Source organism: Serratia sp. OS31 (genome assembly GCF_014164835.1).
GTDB classification, from domain to species: domain Bacteria; phylum Pseudomonadota; class Gammaproteobacteria; order Enterobacterales; family Enterobacteriaceae; genus Serratia; species Serratia liquefaciens_A.
Genome location: NZ_JACJFQ010000024.1, coordinates 67082 through 81129, shown reverse-complemented (window position 1 = coordinate 81129; position 14048 = coordinate 67082). Strand labels below are relative to the sequence as shown.

11 protein-coding genes are annotated in these 14048 nt (G+C 58.5%); 3 read left to right on the top strand and 8 right to left on the bottom strand.

Going from position 1 to position 14048, the window contains the following annotated elements:
- Window positions 1-248: 248 nt before the first annotated feature.
- Genes H5P17_RS18875 through H5P17_RS18865 form a run of 3 tightly spaced genes read left to right on the top strand, consistent with a single transcriptional unit; the run spans window position 249 to window position 3064 of the window.
- On the top strand, window positions 249-1439 hold the full coding sequence (locus H5P17_RS18875; protein WP_044554200.1) for an FAD/NAD(P)-binding oxidoreductase: 1191 nt from the start codon (window positions 249-251) through the stop codon (window positions 1437-1439).
- Between the two features lie 10 nt (window positions 1440-1449).
- Entirely contained in the window at window positions 1450-1821 is a 372-nt protein-coding gene (locus H5P17_RS18870) for a hypothetical protein (protein WP_044554201.1), read from the top strand.
- Window positions 1822-1867: 46 nt separating this feature from the next.
- Window positions 1868-3064: a methionine gamma-lyase gene (locus H5P17_RS18865; RefSeq protein ID WP_044554202.1), complete on the top strand. Its 1197-nt coding sequence runs from the start codon at window positions 1868-1870 to the stop codon at window positions 3062-3064.
- A 29-nt stretch (window positions 3065-3093) separates the two neighbouring features.
- Here the strand turns inward: H5P17_RS18865 and hutH (H5P17_RS18860) are convergent, their stop codons facing one another.
- From hutH (H5P17_RS18860) to H5P17_RS18825, 8 genes are all read right to left on the bottom strand, one after another.
- Window positions 3094-4617, bottom strand: coding sequence for a histidine ammonia-lyase (hutH, locus tag H5P17_RS18860; protein WP_182824560.1), 1524 nt, complete (start codon window positions 4615-4617; stop codon window positions 3094-3096).
- A 10-nt stretch (window positions 4618-4627) separates the two neighbouring features.
- Complete coding sequence (locus tag H5P17_RS18855) at window positions 4628-5485, bottom strand: glycine betaine/L-proline ABC transporter ATP-binding protein (protein WP_182824558.1); 858 nt, start codon at window positions 5483-5485, stop codon at window positions 4628-4630.
- Window positions 5486-5490: 5 nt separating this feature from the next.
- The gene (locus H5P17_RS18850; RefSeq protein WP_044554204.1) at window positions 5491-6336 is read right to left on the bottom strand and encodes a proline/glycine betaine ABC transporter permease; all 846 of its coding nucleotides are present in this window, start codon (window positions 6334-6336) and stop codon (window positions 5491-5493) included.
- 67 nt (window positions 6337-6403) lie between these two features.
- A complete protein-coding gene (locus tag H5P17_RS18845) occupies window positions 6404-7369 on the bottom strand; it encodes an ABC transporter substrate-binding protein (RefSeq protein WP_182824556.1) in 966 nt (321 codons plus the stop codon).
- A gap of 52 nt (window positions 7370-7421) precedes the next feature.
- Window positions 7422-8813 carry an amino acid permease gene (locus H5P17_RS18840; protein WP_044554206.1) on the bottom strand — a complete coding sequence of 464 codons (1392 nt, stop codon included), beginning with the start codon at window positions 8811-8813 and terminating at the stop codon, window positions 7422-7424.
- 100 nt (window positions 8814-8913) lie between these two features.
- Complete coding sequence (gene hutH / locus H5P17_RS18835; RefSeq protein ID WP_182824554.1) at window positions 8914-10449, bottom strand: histidine ammonia-lyase; 1536 nt, start codon at window positions 10447-10449, stop codon at window positions 8914-8916.
- The gene (gene hutU, locus H5P17_RS18830) at window positions 10446-12137 is read right to left on the bottom strand and encodes a urocanate hydratase (protein WP_044554208.1); all 1692 of its coding nucleotides are present in this window, start codon (window positions 12135-12137) and stop codon (window positions 10446-10448) included. The genes hutH (H5P17_RS18835) and hutU overlap by 4 nt, the downstream gene beginning before the upstream one ends.
- A 464-nt stretch (window positions 12138-12601) precedes the next feature.
- On the bottom strand, window positions 12602-13948 hold the full coding sequence (locus tag H5P17_RS18825; RefSeq protein WP_182824552.1) for an aromatic acid/H+ symport family MFS transporter: 1347 nt from the start codon (window positions 13946-13948) through the stop codon (window positions 12602-12604).
- Window positions 13949-14048: the final 100 nt, after the last annotated feature.

Here is a 14048-nt window from a genome sequence, read left to right as displayed (position 1 = left end):
ATCACTGATTATTTACAGGAGTGATAGTACGTTATTTATTATTATTGAACTAATATCGAATTGTCTATTTTTTAACTTGATGTATTAATTATAATAATAAAATTCCTATTTATATATTCTATTTTGTATTGATTTATATTATTTAGTTACTAGACTGCCAGTAAGGCAGAAAGATAAAGCCTGTACTCCTGCCTCCGTTCGTTTCCTCATAAAATCGTCGACCTGCGGGCCGGCTGGGCGAGGGCTTGATGCGTAACAGGATTGTGGTTGTCGGTGGCGGCACCGGAGGGACCATATTGGCCAATTTACTGGCCACGAAATTACATCGGGAAATCTTGAATAATAAAGTTGAGTTATTGATGATTTCGGATTCTCCGGTCCATTATTATAAACCCGCTTTTATGTACGTTGCCTTTAACGCTTTTTTCAAACAGGAATTAACCCGCTCACAGCAAAGCCTGCTGCGGCCGGAAATTCAGTTTATTGTCGATAAAGCGGAGCGCTTTGATTTAATTCAGCGTGTGATCCATACCCGCAGCGGCAAACAGTATTCCTATGATTTTTTGGTGTTTGCCACCGGCTGCGTACCCTGGCCTGAACGTATTGAAGGGCTGGCGCAGGCAGGCGATCATTTTTACCAATATCAGGCGGCCCGGCAGTTGGCGCAGAAGTTGTCGAGCATCGAAAAAGGCCGTATTTTCATTACCGTCTCCTTCCCTGAGACGCCCAATGTGCCGCACCAGTGCGGTATTGCCCCGATAGAAACCACCCTGATGCTCGATGATTACCTGCGTCGACGCGGAGTGCGTAAAGCGGTTGAAATTGTTTATACCTATCCGAGTGTTTCGCAGTTGCTGCGTAACTGCCTGTTTTTACAGCGTCCAACCGCGGAGGCCTTGCCGGGTATTTTCGCCGCGCGGGATATTCGCCATCAGCGCGGGTTTACTCTCAGTCGGGTGGATGCACAGCAGAAAATCGCTTATTCCGCCGAAGGTGAGCAACAGCCATTCGATATTTTGATGGCTACCCCGCCTATCCGTGCGGTAGAGGCGGTGCGCAACACGGGGCTGAGCGAGAGCCACAACGGCGAAGGCTGGTTGCCGACCGACCACCAGACGTTACAGGTTTATGGTCAACAGGGGGTCTATGTCATCGGCGATACGGTGGATCTGCCGGTCAGCAAGGCCGGTGGCTCCTGCCACAATCAGGCGCCGGTGATTGCCGACAATATCGTGGCGGAACTGAGGCTGGGCCAGACCGTCAGCCACTACGACGGCAAGGTGCAGGCCATTGCCCAAATGGGGCTGCAGGCCGGGATGCCGCTGGTTTATGACTACCGTCACGATGTGTTGCCAACTCCATCAACCAAGGCGGGCGGCATGCTGCGCAACGGCTTTAATCGCGGGCTCTACTGGGCAACGGTACGCGGGCTGATATAACGGAGGGCCTATGAACGCATCTGAACATGAACCGCTGGCGGCTTTGCTGGAAAAACTACAGCCGCTGCTGGCCGGTGGTCGGCTCGATAATGTGGTCGATCTGTTGTCGCTGCTGTCTGATCTGGTGGATATCGCCGATAACGCACTGGTGGAAAAGTTGGCCGGCGTTTTTGAAGACCTGGTAGCCGCGGGGTGGGAGAGTGGAACGGCGCTGAAAATGGCGCATACCGAATTGCAGTTGGACTCGTCTCCCGCCACTTTTCGTGCGCTGTATGCCTTGTTGCGACAGCCGGACACCTTGCTGGGCCTGATGCTGGTACTGCGCACTTTGCAAATCGTTGGCCAGCGTATGCGCAGCAGCGCACTGCCCACGGACGTTTGATCGAACTAATCGTCATTGCTTTCACTCACTCAGGTAAGGAGTTGTCATGTCTGCCACCTTCAGGCAAGCCTTTGCAACACGCGCCATCCATCATGGTTACGATCCTCAGCAGTTCCTCGGGGCGCTAAGCCCACCGGTGTTTATGAGTTCGACCTTTACCTTCCCGACGGCGGAATATGGCGGTGCCTGTTTTGACGGCAGCGAGTCGGGGTATTTTTATTCACGTATATCCAACCCGACGCTTAACCTGCTGGAACAGCGGATCGCCAATCTCGAGGGCGGAGAGGCTGCGGTGGCCTTTGCTTCGGGCATGGGCGCAATTACCGCCTGCTGCTGGACGCTGCTCAATCCGGGGGATGAGCTGATCGTCGATGAAACCATTTACGGCTGTACCTTCAGTTATTTCCATCACGGATTGGCGCGCTACGGTGTGAAAATCACCCACGTCGACCTGACCCGACCGGAGCGGCTGGCGGCGGCGATAGGTCCCCGGACCCGCATGGTATATTGCGAAACGCCGGCCAACCCGAATATGCGTTTGGTCGATGTTGCCGCAGTGGCCGAAATCGCTCACCGCCAACAGGCGCTGCTGCTGGTGGATAACACCTATTGCACGCCGTATCTGCAACGGCCGCTGGAACGGGGGGCCGATATAGTGGTGCACTCCGCCACCAAATACATCGGGGGGCATGGCGATCTATTGGCCGGACTGGTGGTGACACGTCAGGATTTGGCTCAGGACATCCGCTTGGTCGGGCTGAAAGACATGAACGGTGCGGTGCTGTCGGCCCAGGATGCCGCATTGCTGCTGCGTGGTTTGAAAACCCTGCCGTTACGTATGGAACGCCATTGCGACAACGCCCAGCGTCTGGCGGAAATGCTGGCTCAGCATTCGGCGGTAGAACGTGTCTATTATCCCGGACTGGAGGATTTTCCCCAGTACGAGTTGGCGCAGCGGCAAATGGCGCGGCCGGGCGGCATGCTGGCGTTTGAACTCAAAGGCGGAATGGCGGCGGGCATCCGCTTCCTCAATGCGCTGCGTTTGATCTTGCGCGCAGTCAGCCTGGGGGATTGCGAATCGCTGGCACAGCATCCCGCCAGCATGACCCACTCGGCCTACAGCCCCGAAGAGCGGCAGCGTCACCATATCAGCGATGGGCTGATACGCTTGTCCGCCGGCCTGGAAGATCTTGGCGACCTGCAGGCCGATATTCGTCAGGCCTTGGCGCAAAAAGAGCCTTGATGCCCCCGCCCAGCGGGAAGGGGCAAGCGCTAGCCTAGCGTAGGGACAATCTCGGCCAGCGCCTGTTCGTCCTGCAATAGCGCGGCGCTGCTGGCAATGTCGGGCGCCAACCAGCGATCCTGATGGTAAGGTTCGACCCTTTGGCGCAGCAGTCGCCAGGCGCGCCCGGTACCTTCGCCGAAGCGTTGCCGTTGCAAAAACTCGAAGGCCTGGGCCGCCAGCAGGTATTCAATCGCCAGGATCTGGTTAACGTTGGCCAACAGCTTATGCAGCCGCAATGCCGCACCGGTCCCCAGACTGAGGTGATCTTCCTGCAGCGCCGAAGTGACATAGTTATCCACCACGCAAGGCTGGGCCAACTGGCGGTTCTCTGCGCACAGCGAAGCCGCCACGTATTGGGCGATCATCATGCCGGAATTGACGCCCGGCTCACTGACCAAAAATGGTGGCAAACCGCTGACCAGCGGGTTAATCAGACGATCGATACGCCGTTCGGCGATACCGCCGAGTTCGGCGATAGCGATCGCCAACACATCGGCGGCCATCGCGACCGATTCGCCGTGCGGATTGGCCTGTGACATGACGCGGAAGTTATCCGGCGTGCCAAGCAGCAGCGGGTTATCGGTGGTGCCGTTCAGTTCGGTTTCAATCTGTCGTTCGGCATGGATAATTTGATCGCGGCAGGCGCCGTGCACCTGTGGAATAGAGCGAATGCTCAGCGCATCCTGAGTGCGAATACCTTTGCTGGCGGCAATCACCTCGCTGCCGTTCAGCAGCGCCCGCAGATTTACGCCCACCCGTTGCATGCCTGGGTGCGGTTTCAACGCCAGTATTTCCTCGTCGAAGGCGGCAATTTGGCCGCGCAAGGCTTCAAAGCTCATGGCCCCCAACACGTCTGCCCAGCGGGCCAGTCGCCAGGCGTCGGCCAGCGCCAGGCAGCTCAGCCCGGTCATGCAGGGCGTACCATTGACCAGGCACAGGCCATCTTTGGCCCCGAGCGGTGGCAGCGCTATGCCTTCTTCCGCCAGCGCCTGAGCGGCGGCGACGACCTGCCCGCGATAGCTGACCTCACCGAGCCCGAGCAGGGCAACGCCGACGTGCGCCATATGAGTCAGATAGCCGACCGACCCCTGCGACGGCACCAGGGGCGTGACGCTGCGGTTGAGCAGCGCCAGCAGCGCCTCAACCACCGGCCGTTGGATGCCGGATTTACCGTGGCTGTAGTTCACGATAGCGCAGCAAATAATGGCGCGGGTCTGTTCATCGCTCAGCGGTGTGCCTACCCCGCAGGCGTGGCTCATCAAGGTATTGCGCGACAGCTGCGCCAACTGTTCGCCATGCAGTGCCTGGTTACAGAGCGCGCCCAGGCCGGTATTGACGCCGTAGGCGCGTTGTTCGCTGGTGACGATTTGCTGGACGATAGCCTGCGCGTTCTCAATACGTGCCCAGGCCGCGCCCGACAGGCTGAGCGGCGCCCTATGGCGCGCGACCGCTACCACGTCCTGCCAGCGCAGCGGCTGGCGGTCGATCTCTACTGAAGAAGGATATTGCATTTGGGGTTCCTCAGGCACGGGCCACACTCATCGGACGGGGTTTTTGCACATTTTCATCCAGCGCCAGGCGGCGTTGCACGAAGCGGTTAACGTATTCGTCGGCCGGGTTGTTAAGAATGTCCTGCGGCGTGCCGACCTGGATCAGTTTACCGTCCTTCAGGATCGCGATCCGGTTGCCGATGCGTACCGCCTCATCCAGATCGTGGGTGATAAACACCAGCGTTTTGTGCAGCTCTTTTTGCAGCGCCAGCAGTTGATCCTGCATCTCGGCGCGAATCAACGGATCCAGTGCGCTGAAGGCTTCGTCCAGCAAAATGATATCGGTATCGGTGGCCAGCGCACGCGCCAGCCCGACGCGTTGACGCATGCCGCCGGAGAGTTGATGGGGGTAGGATTTCTCATAGCCCTTCAGCCCTACGGTGTTGATCCAGTGCTGCGCACGCTCCTGATACACCTCTTTATTCTCCCCCCGCACTTTCAGGCCATAGCCCACGTTGTCCAGCACCGTTTTGTGCGGCAGCAGGCCAAAGCTCTGAAACACCATGCTGATCTTGTGGCGACGGAAGTGCTCAAGCTGCTTTTCGTCGTAGCGCAGGATATCTTCACCGTCTACCAGGATCTGGCCGCTGGTGGGATCGATCAGGCGGTTGAAGTGACGTACCAAGGTGGATTTTCCCGATCCGGACAGGCCCATGATCACGAAGATCTCACCGGCTTCGATCGACATCGACAGATCGTGCACGCCGATCACGCAGTCCGTCGCGGCCTGCACTTCCTGCTTGGTTTTTCCTTGTTGGCTCAGTGCCAGTGCCGCCGCCGTTTTATGGCCGAAGATCTTGTAGACGTTTTTGATTTCTATTTTGTTCATCGGGGTTACCTCGCAACGGCGGTGCGGCCGTAAGCCTGAGTGATGCGATCAATGACCACGGCCAGAATGACGATCGCCAGCCCGGCTTCCAGTCCCAGTCCGACGTTCAGCGTCTGAATGCCCACCAACACGTCTTCGCCCAGCCCACGAGCGCCGATCATTGAAGCGACCACGACCATCGACAACGACATCATGGTGGTCTGGTTGATACCGGCCATGATGCTCGGCAGCGCCAGCGGCAACTGGACGCCGAACAGCTTCTGCCAGCGGTTGGCGCCAAAGGCGGTCACCGACTCCATCACTTCCTTGTCCACCTGACGGATGCCCAAATCGGTCAGGCGGATCAGCGGTGGCGTGGCGTAGATCACCGTCGCCAGAATGGCCGGCACCTTGCCCAGGCCGAACAGCATCAATACCGGGATCAGGTAGACGAAGCTCGGCATGGTTTGCATCACGTCCATCAGCGGCATCATTACCGCCCGTACGCGATCGCTACGCGCCGCCAATATGCCTTGCGGAATGCCGATAATCACCGCCAGCAGCGTGGCGACCAGCACCAGTGCCAGGGTTTGCATCAATTTGTCCCACATCCCGGCGGTACCGACCAGCAGCAACAGGCCGACGATCACCAGGGTTGGCAGCCAACGGCGGGTGGCGTGCCAGGCCAGTAGCCCGACCACGGCCAGCATCACCCACCATGGGGTGGCGCGCAGCAGGCTTTCGAGGTGGATTACCGCCCACAGTAGGGTGTCGGAGATCTTGCGGAACATATCGCCATAGTTGGTGACCAACACGTCGACCCAGCGGTTGATCCAATCGGCGATGGAAAAGGTAAAGCGTTCTGGAAACATAAGTTTTCCCCTGTCTGGCCCGAAACCTATCCGATTACGGGTGGGTGTTCACGGAATGCCAAAGCGGTTACAAGGAAGCCTGAATTTTTTTCGCTGCGTCTTCGCTGACCCACTGTTTCCAGATATCCGGGTGCTGCTTGAAGAACTCCAGCGCCAGCTTCTGGGAGCTGATGCGTTCCTTGCTCATACGCGCCAGATTCTGGTTAACCAGACTGAGCGGCAGATTCACTTTTGACAACACCTGCACCAGCTCAGGTGCCTGCTGGTTAAACACACTGGAAATGCCGACCTTGATGTGGATGTTCTTGTCCACGCCCGGCTCTTCCAGTTTCACCAGATCGAGCTGGCCCATAATCGGGGTAGGGGACCAATAGTAGAAGAGGATAGGTTCGCCGCGACGGTAGCTGGAAAGAATGGCGGTATCCAGCGCCGGGCCGGTGCCAGGGCGGAAGTTGGTGAACTTGTCGTCCAAGTTGAATTTTTTCAGGATCGCGCTGTTGTCCAGTTCGCAGGTCCAGCCGGCTGGGCAGTTGTAGAAGCGGCCTTTGTCCGGCTCTTCCTGATCGCGAAACACCTGCACGTATTTGGCGAGATCTGGGATGCTTTTCAGGTCCGGTGCCAGCGGTTTCAACTTACGCTTGGCATCGCCTTCAATCACATAACGCGGCACGTACCAGCCTTCAACCGCGCCGACAATGGGGGCACCGACGCTGACCGCTTTGCCCGCTTTCTCGGCCTTGTTCCAGACCTCACTGCGGCCGATCCACTCTTCGGCGAAAATCTGAATGTCGTTGGTGCCGACCGCCTGCTCCATGGTGATGGAGTTGCCCGGCAGCGCGTCGGTTTTGCAGTCGTAACCCTTTTGCAGTACGTATTGCATCACGTCGGTCAGCAGCATGCCGCTTTCCCAGTTCAGTCCGGCGAACTTGACCGGTTTGCCGGATTCGCACCAGCCTGCTGCGCGTGCGGAGAGGCTGCCTGTCATCAGCCCGAGCGCGATCAGCGGTATCCATAATTTGTGTCGTGTTTGCATGTTGATACTCCACTTTAATGACGAAGAGCCCGGGAACGGCGGGCTCGTGAGACTAATACTGTGGTGAGGACGTGACGGGTGAACCCCCGCCTTTTTTACGCACCCACAACCAGTAAGCCAGGGTAAGGAAGGCTACCCACACCAACCCCACGTACAGGGCGATGCGACTGTCTTCGAAGTAACCGAGCAGGCCGATGACGAACAGCATGAATACCGTCGCCAGTGCCGGTGCAACCGGCCACCAGGGCACCGGGAAGCTCAGTTTGCTGACCTCTTGCGGCGTCAGCGTGCGGCGCATGGCGATCTGCGACAGCAGGATCATCAGCCATACCCAGACGGTGGCGAAGGTGGCGATGGAGGCGATGATCATAAACACCTGTTTTGGGATCAGGTAATTGAGCACCACCCCCAACAGCAGGGCAATGGACATCACCAGCACCGTCATCCAGGGCACGCCGTTGCCGGTCAGGCGGGTGAAGCTTTTGGGCGCCTGACCTTCCTGCGCCATGCCGTACATCATGCGGCCGGCGCCGAAAATGTCGCTGTTGATGGCGGAAATGGCGGCGGTGATCACCACCACATTCAGCACGTTGGCGGCGGAACTGATCCCCAGATTGCTGAAGATCTCAACAAACGGGCTGCCGTTTTGGCCGATGCTGTTCCAGGGATAAATTGCCATCAGCACCAGCAGCGTCAGCACGTAGAACAACAGAATGCGAATCGGTACCGCATTGATCGCTTTCGGCAGCACCTTCGCGGGGTCTTTTGCCTCGCTGGCGGTAATGCCGATGATCTCAATGCCGCCGAAGGCGAACATCACCACCGCCAGCGAGGCGACCACGCCGCCGATGCCGTTAGGCATAAAGCCGCCGTGCTGCCACAGGTTGCTGAGGCCGGTAGCGTGCTGGGTCTGACCGAAGCCAAACAGCATGACCGCCGCCCCGCCGATGATCATCGCGACAATCGCCGCCACCTTGATCAACGACAGCCAGAACTCCATTTCGCCGAACACTTTCACGCTGCACAGGTTGAGCGCACCGATAAACATGATGATGCTGAGCACCCACACCCATTGGGCGACGTCCGGGAACCACAGCCCCATATAGATGCCGAAGGCGGTGACGTCCGCCAGGGCAACGATCACCATTTCGAAGGTATAGGTCCAGCCGGTGAGGAAACCGGCCAAGGGGCCAAGGTAGTGGCTGGCATAATGACCGAAGGAGCCGGAGACCGGCTGATGCACCGCCATTTCACCTAGCGCGCGCATCACCATAAAGACCGCTGCACCGCCGACCAGATATGCCAGCAGCACCGCAGGGCCGGCCAACTGGATGGCTCCGGCGGAGCCGTAGAACAGACCGGTGCCGATGGCCGAGCCGAGCGCCATAAAGCGGATATGCCGCGCGTTTAGTCCGCGTCTGAGTTGTGTTGTTTCGTTATGCATGTTGCTTCCCGTCGAGTTTTTACGGCAGAACAGGCACGCGCTATCCGCACCGGGTGGAACGCACCCGGTGGGACAGAACAAACTGCGTGGTAGGTTTTATTTATGCCTGGCTAGGCAGCAATGCCGCAGGCATCAGCGAGGTCAGATGACCGGTTGCCAACAGCAGGCTGGCAGCTTCAATGTCGGGGGCGAAGAAACGGTCCTTGTCGTAGTAACTGACTTGCTCGCGTAGCACGCGACGTGCCTGCTCCAGACTTTCGGTGGTTTTCAGGCCCTTGCGCAAATCCAGCCCCTGGCAGGCCGCCAGCCATTCGACGGCCAGAATACCGCGAACGTTATCCGCCATTTCCCACAGGCGACGACCGGCGGCCGGTGCCATGGAAACGTGGTCTTCCTGGTTGGCAGAGGTCGGAATGCTGTCGACGCTGGCCGGGTGCGCCAGCGCTTTGTTTTCGCTGGTCAGCGCTGCGGCGGTGACCTGGGCAATCATAAAGCCGGAGTTGACGCCGCCGTTGTCGACCAGGAATGGCGGCAGTTGCGACATATGCTTATCCATCATCAGCGAGATGCGACGCTCGGACAGCGAGCCGATTTCGGCAAATGCCAGCGCCAGATTGTCGGCGGCCATCGCGACCGGTTCGGCGTGGAAGTTGCCGCCGGACAGGACATCGCCCTGTTCTGCGAACACCAATGGGTTGTCGGACACCGCATTGGCTTCGACCTCCAGCACTTCGCTGGCCTGGCGGATCTGCGTCAGGCAGGCACCCATCACCTGCGGTTGGCAGCGCAGGGAGTAGGGGTCTTGTACCTTTTCACAGTTGCGATGCGAGTCGGACACTTCGCTGCGTTCGCCCAGCAGGTGGCGGTAGGCGGCGGCGGCGTCGATCTGGCCACGTTGACCGCGTACGGCGTGAATACGTGCATCAAACGGGCTACGAGAGCCCAGAGCGGCTTCCACCGTCAGGCTGCCGGTGACCGTGGCTGCGGCGTACAGGTCTTCTGCGTCAAACAGGCCGCGCAGCGCGAAGGCGGCGGAAACCTGGGTGCCATTCAGCAGCGCCAGGCCTTCTTTCGCCGCCAGCGTTAGCGGCTTCAGGCCTGCTTTAGCCAGCGCTTCGGTAGCGGGCAGCCATTCGCCTTGATAGCGGGCCTTGCCTTCGCCCAGCAGCACCAGACTCATGTGCGCCAGCGGCGCCAGGTCGCCGGAGGCGCCCACGGAGCCCTTCAGCGGGATGTGCGGATAGACTTCGGCATTGACCAAGGCCATCAGTGCCTGGATCACTTCCAGACGGATGCCGGAGAAACCGCGCGACAGGCTGTTGATCTTCAACACCATAATCAGGCGCACCAGATTGTCGTCGGTCGGTGCGCCAACGCCGGCGGCATGTGACAACACAATCGAGCGCTGCAGATTTTCCAAATCTTCAGGTGCGATACGGGTGGATGCCAGCAGGCCGAAACCGGTATTGATGCCGTAGGTGGTGCGGTTTTCTTCGACAATGCGTTCAACGCAGGCCACGCTCTGCTGGATTGCGGCGTAGGCATTGTCGTCCAACGTCAGGGTCACCGGGTGTTGATAAACTTCGCGTAGCTGAGCCAGTGTCAGTTGGCCTGGGCGGATAGTCAGCGCTTTCATGCTTTGTCTCCTTGAGTCGCGGCCACCATCGGCAGGTTCAAACCTTGCTCACGGGCACATTCAATCGCAATGTCGTAGCCGGCATCCGCATGACGCATCACGCCAGTGGCTGGGTCATTGTGCAACACGCGGGCGATACGTTCGGCGGCTTCATCGGTGCCGTCACAAACGATAACCATACCGGAATGCTGCGAGAAGCCCATGCCGACGCCGCCACCGTGGTGCAGGGAAACCCAGGTCGCACCGCTGGCGGTATTGAGCAGGGCGTTAAGCAGCGGCCAGTCGGAAACGGCGTCCGAACCGTCCTGCATGGATTCGGTTTCGCGGTTCGGGCTGGCGACCGAGCCGGAGTCCAGATGGTCACGGCCGATAACGATCGGGGCGGACAGTTCGCCACTGCGCACCATTTCGTTGAATGCCAGGCCCAGCTTGGCGCGCTGGCCCAGACCGACCCAACAGATACGTGCCGGCAGGCCCTGGAAGCTGATGCGTTCGCGTGCCATATCCAGCCAGCGATGCAGATGCTCGTCATCTGGGATCAGCTCTTTAACCATGGCGTCGGTTTTGTAGATGTCTTGCGGATCGCCGGACAGTGCAGCCCAACGGAACGGGCCGATGCCGCGACAGAACAGCGGACGGATATAGGCAGGCACAAAGCCTGGGAAATCGAAGGCGTTGTTGACGCCCATTTCTTTCGCCATCTGACGAATGTTGTTGCCGTAGTCGAAGGTCGGTACGCCCATCTTCTGGAAGGCCAGCATGGCTTCGACGTGTTCTGCCATCGACTGTTTGGCGGCGGTCACCACCTGCGCAGGTTCGGTCTGTGCACGTTCGCGGTACTCTTCCCAGCTCCAGCCTTTTGGCAGATAGCCGTTCAGCGGATCGTGGGCGCTGGTCTGGTCGGTGACCATGTCCGGGCGCACGCCGCGGCGCACCAGTTCCGGCAGAATGTCTGCCGCATTGCCGCACAGGGCGATGGAGATGGCTTTGCCTTCGGCGGTGTATTTCTTGATACGAGCCAGCGCGTCGTCCAGATCTGTCGCTTGTTCATCGACATAACGGGTCTTCAGACGGAAATCGATACGGCTTTGTTGGCATTCGATGTTCAGTGAACAGGCACCTGCCAGCGTGGCGGCCAGCGGTTGCGCGCCGCCCATGCCGCCCAACCCGGCGGTCAGCACCCAGCGGCCCTGCAGGCTGCCGTCGTAATGCTGGCGGCCCGCTTCCACGAAGGTCTCGTAGGTTCCCTGGACGATGCCCTGGCTACCGATGTAGATCCAGCTGCCGGCGGTCATTTGGCCGTACATGGCCAGACCTTTGGCGTCCAGTTCGTTAAAGTGTTCCCAGGTGGCCCAATGTGGCACCAGGTTAGAGTTGGCAATCAGCACCCGTGGCGCGTTGCTGTGGGTTTTGAATACCCCGACCGGCTTGCCGGACTGAACCAGCAGCGTTTCGTCTTCTTCCAACGTTTTCAGGGTGGCGACAATTTTGTCGTAGCAGTCCCAGTCACGCGCGGCGCGGCCGATACCGCCGTAGACCACCAGCTCATGCGGGTTTTCCGCCACTTCCGGATCGAGGTTGTTCATCAGCATGCGCAACGGCGCTTCGGTCAGCCAGCTTTTTGCATTTAATTTTGTGCCGCGTGGCGCGCGTACATCGACATTGCGAACTTTGTTATTTGCAGTCACAGCATTTTCCTCAAACAGTATCGGTGCAGATCCCATGGTGCGGTGGGGTGAATCACCACGCCATAACAATGCGTAGGGTTTATTAACATATACTTGTATGTACAAGCATATGCAACACCGACCAGTGGGCGGCCAAAAAGGCATAAGAGAAAGTTATTCTTGTTTTAAATCAATGGCATGATTTCTATTTTGACGGCTGGGCCATTAGGCTCGCACTGAAGAACAGTGAGCTATTCAACAAAAATGAATTAAAAATGGGTCATTTTTGAGCGGCGAATCACAATAAATTTACATACCCATTACAAGTTAGGGCGAGCGATAAAAAAGTCCTATCGCTGGAGGGGGGGGAGCCGTTGACAGAGTGCTGTGTTGTTTTATGGTAGGGGCAGCTGCATGCTGCGCCCAATAGCATAATCAATGGGTTAAATCGGGTCGAACATGTTCGACCCCTACCGGTTTAGCCCTTATACGGGTTTGTCAGCTGGTTGCAGCAGCGCTCTTCGGGTCATTTTGAATACCGTGGCGATGGCGGCAATCAATGCCGGCACGCACAGGAACATCAAAATGCTCTGCACTTCCCACTGCATGGCCAGCAACTGTGCCCCCATCATGGTTCCCGCCACGCCGCCAAAGCGGCCGATACCCTGCATCCAGGCTATGCCGGTTGCGCGGCTGTGGGTCGGGTAGAAGGTGGCCGCCAGCGTTTGCAGACCGGACTGCGCACCGTTCATGGTGATGCCCATCAGGAAGATAAAGGTACCCAGCAGCACGATATGGCTGTCCTCGGTCGCCATCGCCACAATCAGCAGGGCGGTGATCACAAAGCCGCTCGACACCACTTTATGGGCGTTCCAGCGGTCCATCAGCCAGCCGGCCACCAGAATGCCGAGCGTGCCGCCGAAGGTGAACAGCGAGGTCAAAATGGCCGACTGCTCCAGTTGATAGCCCAGCCCCTGCATCAGGATCGGCATCCAGCTCAGCAGCACGTAATAAATCACCAGGCCCATAAAATAGGTCAGCCACAGCATCAGCGTACCGGTCAGATAAGGGCGGGTGAACAACAGGCCGACGCTGGTTTTGGACTGTGCCAATTTCTCTTCATACAGATAAAAGCGCGTCACGTTATCGAGATTCTGGCTGACAAAACGCTGGGCAATGCGTTTGATTTTTGCCGCCTCCTTGCCGCGGTTTACCATGTATTTCACCGATTCCGGCAGGAACAGGATCAACAATACCGTCAGCGCCAACGGAGCGATCGCGCCCAGCAGCAGTACGCTGTGCCAGCCGTAGGCCGGGATCAGCCACGACGAAATCGCGCCACCGCCGGCCGCCCCGAGCGGGAAACCGCAGTACATGGTGTTAATCGCCAACGAACGACAGCGCTTTGGCGCATATTCGGAAATCAGCGTGATAGCGTTCGGCATCGCGGCCCCCAGCCCCAGGCCGGTGAGGAAGCGCCACAGCGTCAGGCTATTGAGCGAAGCGGCGTAGGCGGTCGCCAGGCTCGACAGGCCGAAGAACAGGCATGAAAACACCAGTACCCGCTTACGGCCGATGCGGTCGGAAATCGGTCCGGCAACCAGGGCGCCAAGGGACAGGCCCAGCAGCGCGGCGCTCAGTACCGGGCCCAGATCCTGTTTCACAATGCCCCAGTCTTTGGCGACCGAAGGGGCGATATACCCCATGGCCGCCGTGTCAAAGCCATCAATGGCCAGGATCAGGAATCCCAAAATGATCAAAGTCCAGTGAAACAGCGAGAATTTGCTGTCGTCGATGGCCTGCTGAATGTTCAACTCGGTGGAATGAGCCATGGCAACCTCTAACGCAGATGTGATGGTGTGGATGAACCGCCGGAACTGATGCCCGGCTTGTGCTTGCCTGTATATACATCTGCGCGCAGGCGCTTTATGT

Bases quoted from the DNA above. Each gene is read 5' to 3' on its own strand.
- H5P17_RS18875 (WP_044554200.1), top strand. From the start codon at position 249: ATGCGTAACAGGATTGTGGTTGTCGGTGGCGGCACCGGAGGGACCATA.
- H5P17_RS18870 (WP_044554201.1), top strand. From the start codon at position 1,450: ATGAACGCATCTGAACATGAACCGCTGGCGGCTTTGCTGGAAAAACTA.
- H5P17_RS18865 (WP_044554202.1), top strand. From the start codon at position 1,868: ATGTCTGCCACCTTCAGGCAAGCCTTTGCAACACGCGCCATCCATCAT.
- hutH (WP_182824560.1), bottom strand. From the start codon at position 4,617: ATGCAATATCCTTCTTCAGTAGAGATCGACCGCCAGCCGCTGCGCTGG.
- H5P17_RS18855 (WP_182824558.1), bottom strand. From the start codon at position 5,485: ATGAACAAAATAGAAATCAAAAACGTCTACAAGATCTTCGGCCATAAA.
- H5P17_RS18850 (WP_044554204.1), bottom strand. From the start codon at position 6,336: ATGTTTCCAGAACGCTTTACCTTTTCCATCGCCGATTGGATCAACCGC.
- H5P17_RS18845 (WP_182824556.1), bottom strand. From the start codon at position 7,369: ATGCAAACACGACACAAATTATGGATACCGCTGATCGCGCTCGGGCTG.
- H5P17_RS18840 (WP_044554206.1), bottom strand. From the start codon at position 8,813: ATGCATAACGAAACAACACAACTCAGACGCGGACTAAACGCGCGGCAT.
- hutH (WP_182824554.1), bottom strand. From the start codon at position 10,449: ATGAAAGCGCTGACTATCCGCCCAGGCCAACTGACACTGGCTCAGCTA.
- H5P17_RS18825 (WP_182824552.1), bottom strand. From the start codon at position 13,948: ATGGCTCATTCCACCGAGTTGAACATTCAGCAGGCCATCGACGACAGC.